Source organism: Burkholderia sp. Bp9142, from assembly GCF_003853415.1.
Classification (GTDB): domain Bacteria; phylum Pseudomonadota; class Gammaproteobacteria; order Burkholderiales; family Burkholderiaceae; genus Burkholderia.
Genome location: NZ_QTPP01000016.1, coordinates 96,561 through 113,029, shown reverse-complemented (window position 1 = coordinate 113,029; position 16,469 = coordinate 96,561). Strand labels below are relative to the sequence as shown.

Below are 16,469 nucleotides of genomic sequence, written 5' to 3'. Positions count from 1 at the left end.
GCCGTCCTGTTCCGCTTTCCCGTCCCGGAGTCGCCATGAGCGAGGCGCACGTATCGGTCGATGTCGCGCAGCATGCGCGTTTCAGTTTCGAAGTCACGTTTGCCGGCACCGATCTTTCGCCGGTGCTCACCGACGAACCGCCACCGCTCGGCGCCGGGCGCGGTCCGAACCCCGTCCGGCTGCTGGCCGCGGCGGTCGCGAGCTGCCTCGCGGCGAGCCTGTTGTTCGCGCTCGAGAAACAGCGCGCCGATCCGCAGCCGGTCACCGCGCATATCGACGTCGACATGGTGCAGAACGAGGCGGGCAGGGTACGGGTAGGCGCGATGGCCGTGACGCTGTCGGTCGGCAAGGCGTGGGCCGATCTCGCGGCGGCGACGCGCATGCTCGACCGGTTCGATGCCTATTGCGTGGTGACCGAGAGCATGCGCGAAGGCATTCCGATCTCGGTGGTGGTGCAGGACGTGAACGGCGCGGTGCTCGACCGCGAGCGGACCGGCGTGTGAGCGTGCGTCAGGACTCGGTCGCGGCGGCGACTTCCGCCGCTTCGGCGAGCGCGTCGAGAAAGCGCGTGCGCCACCAGTGCACGTCGGTCTTGCGCAGGATCGCCATCAGCGCGTCGTGACGCTGTAGGCGTTCCTCGAGCGGCATCGTGAGCGCGCGCTGGATCGCCTGCGCGGTGCCCTGCGTGTCGTAAGGGTTGACGAGCAGCGCGGACTTCAGCTGCTCGGCCGCGCCAGCGAAACGCGACAGCACGAGCACGCCCGGGTCGGCCTCGTCCTGCGCGGCGAGAAACTCCTTCGCGACCAGGTTCATCCCGTCGCGCAGCGGCGTGACGAGCGCGACGCGGCTCGCGCGGTAGAGCCCCGGCAAGCGCTTGCGCGCGACCGTGCGGTGGATGTAGCGCATCGGCATCCATTCGAGTTCGCCGTAGTCGCCGTTGATCGCGCCGCACAGGCTGTCCATCTCGCGTCGCAGGTCGTCGTATGCGCCGAGATCCTCGCGGCTCGGCGCGGCGATCTGGATCAGCGTCGCGCGGTCGCGGTTCTCCGGATACTGTTCGAGCAGCTGGCGGAACGCATGCACGCGCTGCGGCAGCCCCTTCGTGTAGTCGAGCCGGTCGACGCCGACGAGCAGCTGGCGGCGCGAATACTCGTCGCGCATGCGCTCGAACATGTCGATGCCGTCGCGATTCTCCGCGAGCGCCGCGAATTCGTCGACGTTGATGCCGATCGGGAACGCACCGGCCGACAGCGTGCGGCCGAACGCGCGCAGGCGGCCGTCCGGCAGCCGCGCGGCGCCGGCTTCGGCTTCGACGTAGTGCTCGAAGTGGAGCAGGTCCGATTCGGTCTGGAAGCCGACCAGGTCGTACGCGAACAGCGAGCGCATCAGCCACTCGTGCTCCGGAATCGCGGCCATGATCGGCGGCGGCGGCATCGGAATGTGCAGGAAGAAGCCGATCGGATTCGTGCAACCCATCGCGCGCAGCTCGGCGGCGAGCGGAATCAGCTGGTAGTCGTGGACCCAGACGGTGTCGTCGGGGCGCAGCAGCGTGCTCAGCTTGCGCGCGAACAGCTGGTTCACGCGCCGGTAGCCGTCCGCGAAACGCCGGTCGAACTGTGCAAGATCGAGCCGGTAATGGAACACCGGCCACAGCACGTTGTTCGAGTAGCCGAGGTAGTACGCGTCGTAATCCTGCGGATCGAGATCGATCGTCGCGAGCTGGATGCCGCCGACGTTCTGGATCTGCACATCATCGCCGTGCGTGGGATGCTCGCCTTCACCGCGCAGCCTGCCGCTCCACCCGAACCAGACGCCGCCCGATTCCTGCAGGCTGTCTTTCACGGCCACGGCAAGCCCGCCTGCCGCGGCTTTACGGGGATCTGCGATGCGATTGGATACGACGACGAGTCGGCTCACCAGCTCTCCTGCGAATGGTTGGGGAAGGTTCGTGCGGCCAGGGCGCGAGGCGGACGCCACCATCGACGCGAGGCGCGATGGGGCCGCGATACGAGCGGACGGGAATCAGGGCACGCGATTCGCCGTTCGAACATGGAGTGCTTTTTTAAGCATACTCGTCATTCGGCTGATTTAAAAGTGCATGACCGGGTTGACATCCTCCCCCGCCTGAAGGCGGGAGATTCCTACCGCGTCTGAAACGATGATGCTTATCTCAGATCGCCTCGGTGGGTTCCTGCTTCACGGAGCGGCCCGACTGCACCAGCTCTCCACAGGCTGCAACGCGGTGTCCCCGCGCCAGTATGTTGATCGCACCGACCACATCGGCATGGTCCTCATGCCCGCACCCGACACAGCGGAATACGGCCTGCGTCTGCCGGTTTTCCGCGCTCACGTATTCGCAGACCGGACACGTGCGACTCGTATTGGCCGGCGGCACGGCGATGAGCCAGCCGCCGTTCCACGCCAGCTTATAGTCCAGCTGACGACGAAATTCGAACCACCCCTGATCGAGGATGGCTTTGTTCAGGCCGGACTTGGCCCGAACGTTTTTGCCCGGCGCATCGGGGCTGCCAGCCGCCGACCTCGACATGTTGCGTACCTGCAAGTCCTCGATGCACACCATCGCGTGGTTTTTGCTGATCGTGGTCGTGGCTTTGTGCAGGTAGTCGCGGCGAGCGTTGCCGATGCCGGCATGGATACGCTGGATGCGGGCCTTTGCCTTCTTCCAGTTGTTGCTGAACTTGACCTTTCGGCTCATCGCCTGCTGCGCGTGGCGCAGCCGGGCTTCGTGCCGCTTGAAGCTATTGAGCGGCGCGAGAAAGCTGCCGTCGCTCAGGGTGGCAAACCGTGCGATGCCCAGGTCGACGCCGATCGCGCTGGTGGCCAGTGGCACCGGCTGCGTGACTTCACGCGCGGTCTGAATCGACACGACCCATTTGCCTGCGTGTCGCGACACGGTGGCATTACGCACTTCGCCCAACACATCCCGACTGTTGCGATAACGGAGCCAGCCAAGCTTGGGCAGAAAGATGCGGTTGTTGACCTGATCGAGCTTGATCTGCTTCGAGCCGGGGTAGCGGAAGCTGTCGCTGTGCCCTTTCTTCTTGAAGCGCGGGAACGCCGCACGCTTGGCGAAGAAGTTCTTGTAGGCTCGCTCCAGATTCTTGAGTGCGTGTTGGAGCGGATGCACCGGGGAATCTTTGAGCCAGGGCGTTTCCGTGCCGTTGCGCCACGCCGTCAGGTGCTTTGCCATTGCCACATACCCGATGAACTTGCCGCCCGTCTCGTAGTTCTGCTTCTGCAACGCCAGCGCCTTGTTGAAAACGAACCGGCATGCCCCGGCGAAGCGGCGCATCTTGCGCTGCTGCTCACCGTTTGGCATCAGTTCGAACTTGAAAGCCTGGAGTCGTTGCATCGGGCCATTGTATGCTTGGCCTACAATCGAGAGTCAAGCCATTCGACGTGGTCGCCATTGCGTCTTTCTGATGCATGCGCATAGGGTCTTCGTGACCAAATACCGGCGCGACGTGTTCACCACGGAAATTCTGAACGACATGCGCGGCATTTTCGCCAGCGTATGCCGGGATTTCGAATCCGAACGGGTGGAGTTCGATGGTGAGGATGACTATGTACACCTGCTGGCGAACTACCCGCCCAAGGTTTCTGTGTCGTCGCTGGTGAACAGCCTCAAAGGCGTCTCAAGTCGCATGATCCGGCAGAAGCGCTACCCCAGCATTCGCAAAAAGTTGTGGGGCGGTGCGCTGTGGTCTCCGTATTACTTTGCCGGAAGCAGTGGCGGAACGCCTATCGAAATCGTCCGCAAATACATCGAACAGCAGAAAGCGCCGCACTCAGCCGCCGGAAAGGACGCCTACGGCGTCCGCGCTATCCGTCCCCACAACCGAATTCAACTTGACGCATCTGCCTGCCACAGATGGTTTGGGGCGCTGTTCCGGTGGCAATGAACGCGGGTTCTTGATGCACAGCCTCCTAGCGGTCAGTCCGGAAGGTTTGCCACTCGGCGTACTGGGCATGACGACGTGGGCGTGTCGCGAAGGAACCCAGGGCAGCGCCGCGCGGCGCAAGTCCGGGCCCATTCACGAGAAGGAAAGTATTTCAGATTCGGATAAAGGCTCGGGAATCACCGATGATTCTCGCGTTCATACGCGGATTTGGAAACCGATTTTTTGCCGGAATTTAATAAATTCGGGGCGGCCACTCAAATTGTCTGGTCATTGGTTTTTATTTGTGCGCGATTCGACTCCGTGAAACGGGCGTGCGGATCTTCGCCCGACAGAACCGGCCCGCGACCGCGCCGCGGGCCGTCCGGCGATCAGAACGTCGTGCGCAGGCCGGCCATCACGCTGCGGCCGCCTTCCGGCGCGAAGCCGCGCACGACCGAGGTCGCATAGCGGATCTCCTGGTTCGTCAGGTTGTCGCCGCGCAGATACGCGAGCCAGTGCGTCGCGCCGACGCGGAATTTGTAACTCAGCATCACGCCGAGCGTCGTATAGCCGTCCGTCGAGAAGTCGTTGTCGGGCACGCGGTGCTGCGACCACGCGTGCGTGACCTGCGCGCGTGCGCCGAACGGGCCGTAGCCGTAGTCGGCCGCGAGCGTCGCGCGCAGCGGCGCGATGCGCGGCAGCGGCTGGCCGGTGTCGACGTTGCGTGCATGCGTGTAGTCGGCGGTCAGTTCCAGGTCGACCGTGTGGCCGCGCCGCGAGAACGCGCGCCACTTGCCGTCGAGTTCGACGCCGTAGAACTCGGCCCGCACGCCGCGATAGATCGCTTCGTTGAGCGTACCGTCGGCGCCGGGCGCGACCGGCTCGCCGTCGTCGTTCACGATGCGGCCCGTGTTGTACTCGGCCAGGTAGTTCGAGAAGCGGTTGTAGAACACGCCGACGCTGCCGCGGTTCGGGCCGCTCGCGTAGCGCAGCGACAGGTCGGTCGACACGGCCTTTTCCTTCGACGCGTTCGGGTTGCCGATCAGGAACTGGCCGGTCGCATCGTGCGGCCCGTTCGAGTACAGCTCGTAGAAGGTCGGCGCGCGCTCCGTGTAGGCGACGTTCGCCGCGACCGACCACACGGGCGTCAGCGAGAACAGCGCGCCGGCCGATACGCTGCCGGCGTTGAAGTCGCGCGGCTGCGCGCCCGCGAATTTCTCGACGCCGGCCGGATCGGGATCGACCTTCACGTGCTCGAAGCGCCCGCCGAGGCTCAGCTTCAGCGCCGGGACGACCTGCCATTCCTCGAGACCGAACAGCGCGACGCTGTTCGTGCGCGTGGACGGCACGAGCATTTCGTCGCCGAGCGCCGAGAACGTGTTCTGGCCGAACTGCACGCCGATCGCGCCTTCGAACGGCCCGATCCTGCGATGCCGCGCCTCGATGCGCGCCTCGTAGCCGCGGTTGCGGAAGGTGGTCGCCGTCTCGCCGTTGTCGACTTCCTTGTGGCGATAGTCGGTGTACGCGAAGTCGAACTTCAGCTTCGTGAACGGGCCGCTCAGGTTGCGTACCTCGGACGCGAACGCGAGGCGTTCCCGGCGCATCCGCAGGCGCACGCCGTCCTCGGCGACGGAGCCGTAGTTCGACTCGTAGCCGCTGTACGACAGGCCCGCGAAACCGTCGGCCCACGTGTACGACGCGCCGACCGCGCCGCCATGCACGCGGCCGTCGCTGTTCGGTACGTTGCCGGACGGTTGTGGCGTGTCGGGCCCGTCGATCGCGCGTTGCTGGCTGCTGCGTGCGTAGCCGGGAATCCGCAGCTTGCTCGTTTCGCGATCGAAAGCGTCGACATGGAACGCGAAGCGGCCGTTGCCGCCCTCGACCTGTGCCGCGCCCGCCCGCACCGAGTTCGCGCCGCCGTAGCGCGCGTCGAGCGCGCCCGTCACGCCTTCGATCGCTTCGCGCGGAATCCGGTTGTCGATCGTGTTGACGACGCCGCCGACCGCGTTGCCGCCGTACAGCAGCGCGGCCGGTCCGCGCACGATCTCGACGCGTTCGATCGACAGCGGGTCCTGCGGCACCGCATGGTCGTACGACAGCGACGACGCGTCGTACGCGGCGACGCCGTTCTGCAGCAGCCGGATCCGGTCGCCGTCCATCCCGCGGATGATCGGGCGGCCGACCATCGGCCCGTAGGTGGTGGTCGACACGCCGGGCAGGCCGTTGAGCGTCTCGCCGAGCGAGTCGGCCTGGCGGCGCGTCAGCGCGTCGCCGGACAGTTGCGCGGTCGGCGCGATCAGCTCGGTGTCGCCGAGCGGGTTCGCGGTCACGAAGATCGGCGCGAGCGGCGTGGTCTGCGCCGGTGTCGACGGGGCGGGCGTATCGGCCTGCGCGTGCGCGACGGCGGCGAACAGCATCAGCGAAACGGGCGAGAGCGGGCGAAGCGGTAGACGAGGGAGGTCGCGCATGGTCGGTGAATCGTTGGAATCGGATCGGAAAGCGAGCCATGCGGGTCAAGGCTGGATACGATATATTGTTGCATCTGCGGCGCGCAGTGACCCGTTGGGAGATGACTCGGCGTAGCCCGGCCACCCGGATGGAACGGTTTCGGATGGACGAGGTCGCGAAATGATATGTTATATCATTTCAAATTCCAAGCGAAACGGCGGCGCGCCGCAGGGTTTCCGACAAATGGCTGAAATGGCTGCGAAAGCAGAGGCGGGCAGTCGAACCCGGACCGACGGCCTGCGCAACATGTCTCGCGATGAATCCGCCGCCGTCGCACGCGTTTCCTGCCCCGTTGATGCGTATCAATGCGTTCCGGTTTCGAGGCCGGATACTGGCGCAGTCATCCACCAGACAGGAGCGACCTATGACCCAGACCATGAAAGCGGCCGTGGTACACGCGTTCGGCGAACCGTTGCGCATCGAGGAAGTGCCGGTCCCGACGCCGGGCCCCGGCCAGATCCTCGTCAACATCAAGGCGTCGGGCGTCTGCCATACCGACCTGCATGCCGCCGACGGCGACTGGCCCGTGAAGCCGACGCTGCCGTTCATTCCCGGCCACGAAGGCGTCGGCATCGTCGCCGCAGTCGGGGCGGGCGTCACGCACGTGCGCGAGGGCGACCGCGTCGGCGTGCCCTGGCTCTACACGGCATGCGGCCACTGCGAGTACTGTCACACCGGCTGGGAAACCCTTTGCCACGGGCAGCAGAACACCGGCTACTCGGTCAACGGCAGCTATGCGGAATATGTGCTGGCCGATCCCGATTACGTGGGCCATTTGCCGGCACAGGTTGCGTTCGACGAGATCGCGCCGATCCTGTGCGCGGGTGTGACCGTCTACAAGGGCATTCGCGTCACCGACACGCGTCCGGGCCAGTGGCTCGCGATTTCGGGCATCGGCGGGCTCGGCCACGTGGCCGTGCAATACGCACGCGCGATGGGCCTGCACGTCGCGGCGATCGACGTTTCCCCGGCCAAGCTCGAACTTGCCCGGCAACTCGGTGCTCAACTGACGATCGACGCGTCGGTCGACGATCCGGCAACAATCATCCAGAAGGAGATCGGCGGTGCGCACGGCGTGCTGGTCACGGCCGTGTCGCGCGGCGCGTTCGCGCAGGCGCTCGGGATGGTGCGGCGCGGCGGCACGGTGGCGCTCAACGGCTTGCCGCCCGGCGATTTCCCGTTGCCGATCTTCTCGACCGTGCTGAACGGCATCACGGTGCGCGGCTCGATCGTCGGCACACGGCGCGACCTGCAGGAATCGCTCGATTTCGCGGCGGATGGGCTGGTGCGCGCGCATATTCATCGCGACCGGCTCGGCAACATCAACGACATATTCGCGCGGCTGCGCGAAGGGAAGATCGACGGTCGCGTCGTGCTGACCGACATGCATTGACGCGCACTCGGGCACGCTGCCGCGACGCGGGGGACGTCGCGGCAGCGCGGGGCTCATGCGCGCATCACGGCGCGAAGAACACGTCGGTGCGGTTCGTCAGGTTGCCTGCGCTGGTCTGGACGAAGAACGGGTGGAACGACGACGAGGGTCCCACGTCGAGCCCCTGGTAATCGCCGATGAAGAAGCCTCCCGCGTTCGGCGCGAGTTTCATGTCGAACGGGCCGCCGACGCGCCGCTCGTCGGCGAACGTGGCGCCGGCGTCCTGCGAGATCTTGCGCCAGAACCCCGTCGGCAGCGTCGTCGTGTTGCCCGCCTGCAGGTCGCGGAAGTCGTAGTAGTTGACCATCACCGAGCCGGCGTTGTTGACGCGCACCGACGGATTGAACGCCGGGCGCCCGGTCGGCGTGTTCACCTGCAGCGGCGCGCTCCAGCTCGCGCCGCCATCCTTCGACGTCGACAGCGCGATCTCGTCGTAGTTGCCGCCGTTGAAGCGGCTGTCCTGCCACACGACGTAGAGCTGCCCGGACGCGGGATCGATCGCCGGCTCCGGAATGATGTCGCCGGTGCGCACGGGTTCGCCGGTGTTCGGATCGGTCACGCCGACCGTCTGCAGCCCGGCGATCACCTGCGGCTGCGTCCACGTCGCGCCGTCGTCGGTCGACTTGATGAACGCGACCTTGCCGGCCGCCTTGCTGAACGGCGGCTGGATCAGGTCGAAGAAGTTGTAGAGCGTGCCCGTCTTCGGATCGACGACGATCTGGTTGCCGATCGTCTGCTGGCGCGACGGCACGTGGACGATCACCTTCGCGCGGCTCCAGGTCTTGCCGCCGTCAACCGTCTTCGAGAACAACGTCGGTCCGCGGAATGCGGCCGTGTGCAGGTTCGCGTACGGGTTGCCGTTCGGCAGCTCGAGGCGGTCCCACACCGCATACGCGGTGCCGGCCTTCACCGGGTTCGCCGTCACCGATTCCTTGTCGTTGAAAAACTGCGTCGTCGGCTCGTCGTTCGCGATCAGCACGGCGGGGCTGCTCCACGTCTGTCCGCCGTCGGTCGACACCGACGCCCCGACTGCATTGGCGTTGTTCGACTGGTTGAACGAGATCGACACCGAGTACGCGGTGCCGTCCGGCCCGAACGACACCCACGGATCGGACGCGCGTTCGTACTTGAGCCCGCCGGGCGCGCAGGCGCTGAACGGCTGCGGCGTGCGCGCCCAGGTCGCGCCGCCGTCGAACGTGTAGCCGGCGACGAGCCCGTGGGCGCCGCCGTTCGACCAGCGGTCCTGCTGCCACACGCCGATCATGTTCGTCGGGTTCGCCGGGTTGACCGAGAGCCACGGTTCGACCTCGGCATTGACGTAGTTCGTGCCGGGGCCGCCGATGGTGCAGGCGGCAAACGGGCTGGGGCCCGAAACGACCACCGGGTCGGCATGCGCCGCCGCGGTGGCGGCCATCGCCATCGCCATTGCGGCGGACAGGCGGGTGACAAGCAAGTGGGACACGATCGTGCGTCGCATGGACTGCTCCTCGTTGACGTGCGGCGGCGATGGCGCGGCACGGCGGCGCGACGCGCACCGGTACGCGGCGGCACGGATGCCGTGCACGCGCCGGGGCGGGTCGTTCAGGGGGCCGTTACGGTCATCGCAATCCGCGTGTGCTGGATGCCGCCAGCACGTCGGTCAAGACTCCTCTTCGTTTTCATTGCTTGTCGGGTGGGTCAGGCGATGCGGACCCGACAGGAAGGCCGGTCGGTGCATATGACGAATGCGTCGAAGTGGATTGCAATGTAGGCGACCCTATGCAGCGCGGGAGGTAATTTTTTGTAACAGAGCGTAGTCGGAAAGCGTTGCCGAAAAACGGTGCGCGCGGAACGCAAAATTTGCCGCGGCGCGTGCGCGCGAGACGAATCGGAAGCGCGAATCACAATCGCTTTCGATCGTGACGATCGCGTCGCACCGTGTCGATACGGCGCTGTCTGCTGCGATCGATGCGCTGCGCCGCCGGCGCGGTTCAGCGCTCCGCCGGAAAGCGCTCCTGCAATGCGTGCAGCCAGCGCGCGACGACGTCGAGTTCGTCGTCGGAAAACCCGTCGCACAGCTTGCCGTTCAACTCGCGCAGCAGCACGCGCGCACGCTTGAGCGCCGCGTGACCTTCGTCGGTCAGGAACAGGCGCGTCGCGCGCCCGTCGTCCGAATCGGCGTGACGCGCGAGCAGGCCGGCCTTCGCCATCCGGTCGGCGAGCCCCGTCATCGCGGACGGCGCCAGTTGCAATACCGTGCCGACTTCGCCGATCAGTGCGCCATCCTGCTTCGCGAGGCAGAACAGCACGCCGGCCTGCGCGGCACTGGCGCGCGCATCGGTCTCGGCCTTGCGGTCGACCCAGCGCTGCACGCGCCGCTGGCCGATGTTCAACAGGAAAAACAGTCGTCGGTGTTCGCTCAAGCTCGGTTCCCGGCAGCAATGGAAAGGGACGGACGGCCCGCCTCGCGCGGCGCATCGAGCGCCTGCGCGAGCCAGTCGGCGACCGCGGGCCACAGCACGGCGCCGGGCCGGCTGCGGAAGAAGCCCATGTGCCCGACCGGCCCGCTGCCTGCGGCGTGCGGATCGATCTGGCGGCGTTCGACGGCCGCCCGGGTCAGGTAGCTTACCAGCAGGTCGATCGCAGGCGGGTTCGCCCATGGATCGTCGTCGAAGCCGAGCGCGAGGATCGGCAACCGCTGCTTCGCGAAACGCTCGGCCGCACCGAGCGTCGGGTCGTCGAAGAAGTAGCGCGGCAGCGTGGTCCAGCGGCTCCATTCGCGGAACACGCCGGCGGGGAGATCCTCGCCGAGCCCGAGCCGCTTGCCGGGCACGTAGCCGAGCAGCGCGGACGCAAGCGGGCCGAGCACGCGCAGGATCAGCCGCACCTTCAGCCGCTCCGCCGCGCGGGAAATCAGCCGCGTGCTGCCCGCGTGCGCGGCGACGAGCACGGCGGCGCGCAGGTGCGCGGTGCCGGCCGACAGCCCGATCGCGTGGCCGCCGACGCTATGCCCGACCGCCAGCAGCGGCAGCCCGTCGTACGCCTCGCGCGCCCACGCGGTCGCGGCGCCCACGTCGAGCTCGATCCAGTCGCGCATGCGGGCCGGCAGCGCGCTCAACCGCGCGGGCCGCGACGCGCCGATGCCGCGATAGTTGTAGGTCAGCGCCGCGAAGCCGCGCCCGGTCAGGAAGCGCGCGAAGCCCGCATACAGCCGCTCCGGCACGGCGGTTGCCGGATGGATCAGCACCAGCGCGCGCGGCGGCACGCCCGGCGACCACAGCGTGCCGTGCAGCGTATAGCCGTCGGCGGCGGAAAATTCGATGGGTTCTGAGCTCATCGCTGTCCTCGTTTCGGGTAGTTATTTCGTATGCGAAATATAGTTCGCGATGTATTTCGCGTACGAAATATCTGTCGAGGAATCATTCGAACGGCGTCCCCGCAACCCGGCGGACGGCACCGTTTCGCGGCAGCGTTTCCATAAAATATTTGCATCTTTGCAAAGCAGAATATTGCGTTTGTCTCATGAAGCGGATCGACGTATCTTCACCGGTTCCATTCCGTCCGCCGGCCGTCGGGCCAGGCTGACCCAAGGGCGCCGTCGTCGCGCGGCTGCCCGCCAACCTCCGGAGAGATCACGTTGTTGAGCCGAATCGTTACGACGCTGCTGCTCGCGCTCGCCGCGCAGCCGGGCATCGCGAAAGACACCGTCACGCTGCGCGTCGGTGAACAGAACTACTTCAACATCCAGGCGTCGATGGAGGCGTCCGGCGTGTTGAAGGACCTGCCTTACACGATCGAGTGGAAGCATTTCCAGGCCGCCGCGCCCGTCGCGGAGAGCCTGAACGGCAACGCGATCGATCTCGGCTTCCTCGGCGATTCCGCGCTGCTCACGCTGGCCGCGCGCGGCGCGCCGGTGAAGGTCGTCGCGGTGTCGCGGCAGAGCCTCGATGGCGTCGCGATCCTCGTGCCGAAAAACTCGCCGGTGCGCACCGTCGCCGACCTGCAGGGCAAGACCATCGCCGTCTGGCGCGGCGCGTGGAGCCAGCAGCTCGTGCTGCGCGCGCTCGAGCACGCCGGCCTGCGCGCGGATTCGGTCAAGTACGCGTACCTGATGCCGATCGATGCGACCAACGCGCTCGCGAACGGCTCGGTCGACGCCGTGTCGTTGTGGGAGCCGTTCGTCAGCACGCTCGCGCTGCGGCAGGGCGCACGGCCCGTGACGACCGCGCAGGGGCTGATGCCCGCGCTCAGCTTCGTCGCCGCGAACGAGCAGGCGGCGACGGCCAGGCGGGCGGAGATCACCGATTTCCTGAAGCGCGTGGTGGCGGCACGCCAGTGGGTCGACAGTCATCCGCGCGAGTACGCGGACCTGTGGGCGAAGCGCGCGAAGCTCGAGCCCGACGTCGCATACCGCTGGCTCGACAATGCGCACCAGCGCGTGGGCCCCGTCGACGACACGGCGGCGAAGGATGCGCAGAACACCGCCGACTTCCTGCACAAGGCCGGCGTGATTCCGGCCGCTTACGACACGGCGAAGCTGCTCGACCGCTCGTATGCCGGTGCGTTCGCGGCACCCGTGCAGAAGACGGTCGCCGCGCAGTGACCGTGCCGTTGAGCACGCCATTTCCGATTCACCGCCAGAACCACGAGAAGGACAGTCCGACATGCCTGTAGACATCATCGGCATGATCACCGCGACGCCCGGCGCGGAGGTCGACGTACCGGGCGGCGCCGCCGTCCAGCCCGACTATGTGCGGCGCTTCGCGCAGGCGCACGAAGCCGCCGGCTTCGACCAGATCCTGGTCGGCCATTTCAGCAACGCGGCGGATGGTTTCATCGTCGCGTCGTTCGCGGCCGCCGCGACCGAACGCATCCGCCTCCTGCTCGCGCACCGGCCGGGGGTCATCGTGCCGTCGGCTGCCGCGCGGCAGATCGCGACGCTCGACGCCTTCAGCAACGGCCGGCTCGCGCTGAACGTGGTGTCAGGCGGCGACGACACCGACCTGCAGCGCGACGGCGATTTCGTGCCGCACGACGCGCGCTACCGCCGCACCGGCGAATATCTCGACGTGCTCAAACGCATCTGGCTCGCCGACGCGCCGGTCGATCACGACGGCGCGTTCTACCGGCTGCGCGGCGCGTCGCCGGTCGTCAAGGGCGCGCAGCGGCCGCACGTGCCGATCTATGTCGGCGGTTCGTCGCCGGCCGCGCTGGCCGTGGCCGGGCAGCACGCGGACGTCTACATGACGTGGGGCGAGCCGCTCGCCGCGGTGCGCGAGCAGATCGCACGCGTGCGGGCCGCTGCCGCGCCGTTCGGACGCGCGCCGCGCATCAGCGTGTCGTTCCGGCCGATCGTCGCGGACACCGAAGCCGCCGCGTGGGAGAAGGCCGAGGCGATCCGCGAGCGCGTGCGGGCGGCGCGCGTCGCGAACGGCCAGCCGATCGCCGGCCATGCGCCGCAGAATGCCGGCTCGCAGCGGCTGATGGCCGCGGCCGCGCAGGGCGATGTGCTCGACGAGCGGCTGTGGATGGGTGTCGCGAACCTGACCGGCGCGCGCTGGAATTCGACCGCGCTCGTCGGCACGCCCGAACAGGTCGCGCGGGCGCTCGGTGCGTATTACCGGCTCGGCGTGTCGACCTTCCTGATTCGCGGGTTCGATCCGCTCGACGATGCGTCGGCCTACGGGCGCGATCTGATTCCGGCGATTCATGCGCACGTGGCGGAACTCGACCGGCAGGATGCGGCGGTGACGGCATAGGCGACGACGCTCGATCCTTCAACTCGCCCCGGTATTTCGACAACGATATGCCGGGGCGAGTTGCTTTCGTGCATCGACGCATCGACACACCGGTCCAGCCAGTCAAAAATCCAGTCAGAACGACGGCAACCCGGGCGGATTCGTCTCCGCGCGCGCGACTGCCTCGCTCTGCAACCCCCAGCGCGCGAGCGCCTGCCCGTAGCGGCCGTTGCCGATCAGCGCGTTCGTCGCGAGCGTCAGCGCCGGCGCGAGCCCGCTGCCGCGACGTGTCGCGATCGCGACATCGGCATTCGCCGGCCAGCCCGCGTTGACGACGCCGACCCGGCGGATCCTGCCGTCGCGCGCGGCCTCGTACGCGAGCGATGCATTCGGATTCAGCTCGGCATCGGCGCGGCCCGACAGCAGCGCGATGCGGGCCGCCGCATCGTCGTCGAAATAGAGCAGCTCGGTTGCCTTCAATCCTTGCGTGACGTTGCGCCGGCTCCATTCCAGCAGGATGCGCTCCTGGCTCGTCCCCGCCCCCGTGATGATGCGCAGGCCCGCGACGTCCTTCGGTTCGGCGATCCTCGCGATCGGGCTCGCGGTGCGCACATAGAAGCCGTGCAGCCCGAGCCGGTAGGTCGTGAAGTCGTACTTCTCCTTGCGTTTCTCGGTCACGCCGACGTTCGAGATCACCGCATCGTACTTGCGCGACATGAGCCCGAGCGGCCAGTCGGCCCACGCGATCGGCACCAGCACGAGCGTGCGGCCGAGCGCGTCGGCGACGAGCTGCGCATAGTCGGGATCGGCCCCGACCACGGTGCGCGCGTCGGTCGCGTAGGTCGACACCGGCGGCGCGTGCGGCGAGATCGCGACCGTGAAGGCCCCGTCGCGCACCCAGCGGTAGGGGCTTGCCGCGCGAATCGCCGCATCGTCGCGCGACGCGCGGATCCGGCCGGCCTGGCGCGGATCAAGGTCCGCCGTCGCGGCGGCGGCCTCGGCCGCGTGCCACCGCAGGCCGGCTGCGGCCGCGAGCGCGGCGGTCATGAACTGGCGTCGGTCGATCATCGCCGGTTGCCTCGCAGGTGGGGAGCGGCGCGCATCACAGCACCCGCGACAGGAACGCGCGCGTGCGCGGATGGGTCGGCGCGTCGAGCACGACGGCGGGCGGCCCCGACTCGACGACGCGGCCGCGCTCCATGAACAGCACGTTGTCCGCGACTTCGCGCGCGAAACCGATCTCGTGCGTGACGATCACGAGCGTGGTGCCCGAGCGCGCGAGCTCCTTGATCACGTCGAGCACTTCGTTGACCAGTTCGGGATCGAGCGCCGACGTCGGCTCGTCGAACAGCAGCACCTTCGGGCGTAACGCGAGCGCCCGCGCGATCGCGACGCGCTGCTGCTGGCCGCCGGACAACTGGCGCGGATACGCATCGGCTTTATCGGCGAGGCCGACGCGCGCGAGCAGCGTGCGCGCGGTGCGCTCGGCGGCATCGCGCGTCACGCCCGCGACGGCGACCGGCGCCTCGACCAGGTTCTCGAGCACCGTCAGGTGAGGAAACAGGTTGAAGTTCTGGAACACCATCCCGACCGCCGTGCGCCGCTTCAGCACGTCGCGCTCCTTCAGCTCGTGCAGCACGTCGCCGTCGCGCCGATAGCCGATCAGCTCGCCGTCGATGTCGATGAAGCCGTCGTCGACGCGTTCGAGATGGTTGATCGTGCGCAGCAGCGTCGACTTGCCGGAGCCGGACGGCCCGACGATCACCGTCACGCTGCCGCGCGGCGCGACGAACGACACGTTGTCGAGCACGCGCTGCATGCCGAACTGCTTCGACACGTGGTGCACGGCAACTTCGCCGCCGGCGTGCGGCACCGGCGCGGCCGCGGCGTGGTCGCGGGCCGTCGCGGCGACTGTCGCGTTGCGTGCCGCGGCACGCCGCCGCAGCGCACTGACGCGCGCCAGCACGAACGTCAGCGCCGACGGCGGCGGGTTGCGCAGCGCGCCGCGCGCATAGTGGCGCTCGACCTGCACCTGGATCGCGGACAGCACGGTCAGGATGATCAGGTACCAGACGGTCGCGACCATCAGCAGCGGAATCACCTCGAGATTGCGGCGATAGATCACCTGCACGGTATAGAACAGCTCGGGCATCGCGAGCACGTAGACCATCGACGTGCCTTTGGCGAGCGTGATCAGGTCGTTGAACGCGGTCGGCAGGATCGCGCGCATCGCCTGCGGCAACACGATCCGCGCGGTCTGGCGGCCGCTCGGCAGGCCGAGCGCCGCGGCGGCTTCGAGCTGCCCCTGGTCGACCGCGAGAATCCCGCCGCGAATCACCTCGGCGGAAAACGCCGCGTGGTTCAGCGTCAAGCCGAGCACGGCCGCGAGGAACGGGCTGATCAGGTCGGTGGTCGGCGTGTCGAACCACACGATGTCGGTGAACGGCACGCCGAGCCGCACGTGTTCGTACAGGTAGCCGAGGTTGTTGAGGATCAGCAGCAGCACGATCAGCGGAATCGACCGGAACAGCCACACGAAGGTCCACGCACTCGCGGCGAGCAGGCGCGAGCGCGACAGCCGGGCCAGCGCGACGAACGCGCCGAGCGCGAAGCCGAACACCGCGCCGAGCAGCGTCAGCACCAGCGTGCGCGCGAGTCCCGACAGCACCGGCGGCGACAGGAACCATTCGGCGAATACCGGCCAGCCCCATTGCGGGTTGCCGAGGATCGAATGCAGCGCGAGTGCAATCAGCACGAGCGCGAGCACCGTGCCGGCCGTGCGCGACCGGTGGCGGGCCGGCACGATGCGCAGGCGCGTGCCGGCGTCGCGGACACCGGGGGAAGTGAGTGGCGGCAGCGCGCCGCCGAGATGGGTCGTGTCGCTCATGTCGGTGAAGGTCGTCGATCGGG

Annotated in this window: 12 protein-coding genes and 1 pseudogene; 5 read left to right on the top strand and 8 right to left on the bottom strand. The window is 67.7% G+C overall.

What is annotated here, in order from left to right; translation table 11 throughout:
- Window positions 1-35: 35 nt before the first annotated feature.
- On the top strand, window positions 36-503 hold the full coding sequence (locus DIE22_RS19345; protein ID WP_124605901.1) for an OsmC family protein: 468 nt from the start codon (window positions 36-38) through the stop codon (window positions 501-503).
- 7 nt (window positions 504-510) lie between these two features.
- Here the strand turns inward: DIE22_RS19345 and otsA are convergent, their stop codons facing one another.
- Together otsA and DIE22_RS19335 are read right to left on the bottom strand one after the other, a co-directional pair.
- On the bottom strand, window positions 511-1,917 hold the full coding sequence (gene otsA / locus DIE22_RS19340) for an alpha,alpha-trehalose-phosphate synthase (UDP-forming) (protein ID WP_124605900.1): 1,407 nt from the start codon (window positions 1,915-1,917) through the stop codon (window positions 511-513).
- A gap of 253 nt (window positions 1,918-2,170) precedes the next feature.
- On the bottom strand, window positions 2,171-3,373 hold the full coding sequence (locus tag DIE22_RS19335) for an RNA-guided endonuclease TnpB family protein (protein WP_124605899.1): 1,203 nt from the start codon (window positions 3,371-3,373) through the stop codon (window positions 2,171-2,173).
- Between the two features lie 25 nt (window positions 3,374-3,398).
- On the opposite strand from DIE22_RS19335, the pseudogene tnpA reads away from it, so the two are divergent.
- A pseudogene (gene tnpA, locus DIE22_RS19330) lies at window positions 3,399-3,809 on the top strand (IS200/IS605 family transposase); the annotation flags it as partial.
- Window positions 3,810-4,291: 482 nt separating this feature from the next.
- Here tnpA and DIE22_RS19320 read toward each other — a convergent pair.
- A complete protein-coding gene (locus tag DIE22_RS19320) occupies window positions 4,292-6,319 on the bottom strand; it encodes a TonB-dependent receptor (RefSeq protein WP_124605923.1) in 2,028 nt (675 codons plus the stop codon).
- Between the two features lie 455 nt (window positions 6,320-6,774).
- On the opposite strand from DIE22_RS19320, the gene adhP reads away from it, so the two are divergent.
- Complete coding sequence (gene adhP / locus DIE22_RS19315) at window positions 6,775-7,803, top strand: alcohol dehydrogenase AdhP (protein ID WP_124605898.1); 1,029 nt, start codon at window positions 6,775-6,777, stop codon at window positions 7,801-7,803.
- A 64-nt stretch (window positions 7,804-7,867) separates the two neighbouring features.
- Here the strand turns inward: adhP and DIE22_RS19310 are convergent, their stop codons facing one another.
- The 3 genes from DIE22_RS19310 to DIE22_RS19300 all read right to left on the bottom strand — a co-directional run bounded on the left by DIE22_RS19310 (window position 7,868) and on the right by DIE22_RS19300 (window position 11,158).
- Window positions 7,868-9,319 carry a sialidase family protein gene (locus tag DIE22_RS19310; RefSeq protein ID WP_124496073.1) on the bottom strand — a complete coding sequence of 484 codons (1,452 nt, stop codon included), beginning with the start codon at window positions 9,317-9,319 and terminating at the stop codon, window positions 7,868-7,870.
- A 493-nt stretch (window positions 9,320-9,812) separates the two neighbouring features.
- Complete coding sequence (locus DIE22_RS19305; RefSeq protein ID WP_124496072.1) at window positions 9,813-10,244, bottom strand: MarR family winged helix-turn-helix transcriptional regulator; 432 nt, start codon at window positions 10,242-10,244, stop codon at window positions 9,813-9,815.
- Window positions 10,241-11,158: a serine aminopeptidase domain-containing protein gene (locus DIE22_RS19300; RefSeq protein WP_124496070.1), complete on the bottom strand. Its 918-nt coding sequence runs from the start codon at window positions 11,156-11,158 to the stop codon at window positions 10,241-10,243. The genes DIE22_RS19305 and DIE22_RS19300 overlap by 4 nt, the downstream gene beginning before the upstream one ends.
- Window positions 11,159-11,458: 300 nt before the next feature.
- Between DIE22_RS19300 and DIE22_RS19295 the strand changes: the two genes are divergently transcribed.
- Both DIE22_RS19295 and DIE22_RS19290 read left to right on the top strand, forming a co-directional pair.
- The gene (locus DIE22_RS19295; RefSeq protein WP_124605897.1) at window positions 11,459-12,424 is read left to right on the top strand and encodes an ABC transporter substrate-binding protein; all 966 of its coding nucleotides are present in this window, start codon (window positions 11,459-11,461) and stop codon (window positions 12,422-12,424) included.
- 61 nt (window positions 12,425-12,485) lie between these two features.
- The gene (locus tag DIE22_RS19290) at window positions 12,486-13,580 is read left to right on the top strand and encodes an LLM class flavin-dependent oxidoreductase (RefSeq protein WP_124605896.1); all 1,095 of its coding nucleotides are present in this window, start codon (window positions 12,486-12,488) and stop codon (window positions 13,578-13,580) included.
- A gap of 114 nt (window positions 13,581-13,694) precedes the next feature.
- On the opposite strand, the gene DIE22_RS19285 is transcribed toward DIE22_RS19290, so the two are convergent.
- On the bottom strand, window positions 13,695-14,627 hold the full coding sequence (locus DIE22_RS19285) for an ABC transporter substrate-binding protein (protein ID WP_124605895.1): 933 nt from the start codon (window positions 14,625-14,627) through the stop codon (window positions 13,695-13,697).
- A 34-nt stretch (window positions 14,628-14,661) separates the two neighbouring features.
- Window positions 14,662-16,446 (bottom strand): amino acid ABC transporter permease/ATP-binding protein, encoded by a 1,785-nt coding sequence (locus DIE22_RS19280; RefSeq protein WP_124605894.1) that lies wholly within the window; start codon window positions 16,444-16,446, stop codon window positions 14,662-14,664.
- Window positions 16,447-16,469 lie beyond the last annotated feature (23 nt).

What these genes read in the sequence shown, in the direction of transcription:
- DIE22_RS19310 (WP_124496073.1), bottom strand. Translation starts at nt 9,319, where the DNA reads ATGCGACGCACGATCGTGTCCCACTTGCTTGTCACCCGCCTGTCCGCC.
- DIE22_RS19320 (WP_124605923.1), bottom strand. Translation starts at nt 6,319, where the DNA reads ATGCTGTTCGCCGCCGTCGCGCACGCGCAGGCCGATACGCCCGCCCCG.
- DIE22_RS19280 (WP_124605894.1), bottom strand. Translation starts at nt 16,446, where the DNA reads ATGAGCGACACGACCCATCTCGGCGGCGCGCTGCCGCCACTCACTTCC.
- adhP (WP_124605898.1), top strand. Translation starts at nt 6,775, where the DNA reads ATGACCCAGACCATGAAAGCGGCCGTGGTACACGCGTTCGGCGAACCG.
- DIE22_RS19345 (WP_124605901.1), top strand. Translation starts at nt 36, where the DNA reads ATGAGCGAGGCGCACGTATCGGTCGATGTCGCGCAGCATGCGCGTTTC.
- DIE22_RS19300 (WP_124496070.1), bottom strand. Translation starts at nt 11,158, where the DNA reads ATGAGCTCAGAACCCATCGAATTTTCCGCCGCCGACGGCTATACGCTG.
- DIE22_RS19285 (WP_124605895.1), bottom strand. Translation starts at nt 14,627, where the DNA reads ATGATCGACCGACGCCAGTTCATGACCGCCGCGCTCGCGGCCGCAGCC.
- DIE22_RS19290 (WP_124605896.1), top strand. Translation starts at nt 12,486, where the DNA reads ATGCCTGTAGACATCATCGGCATGATCACCGCGACGCCCGGCGCGGAG.
- DIE22_RS19335 (WP_124605899.1), bottom strand. Translation starts at nt 3,373, where the DNA reads ATGCAACGACTCCAGGCTTTCAAGTTCGAACTGATGCCAAACGGTGAG.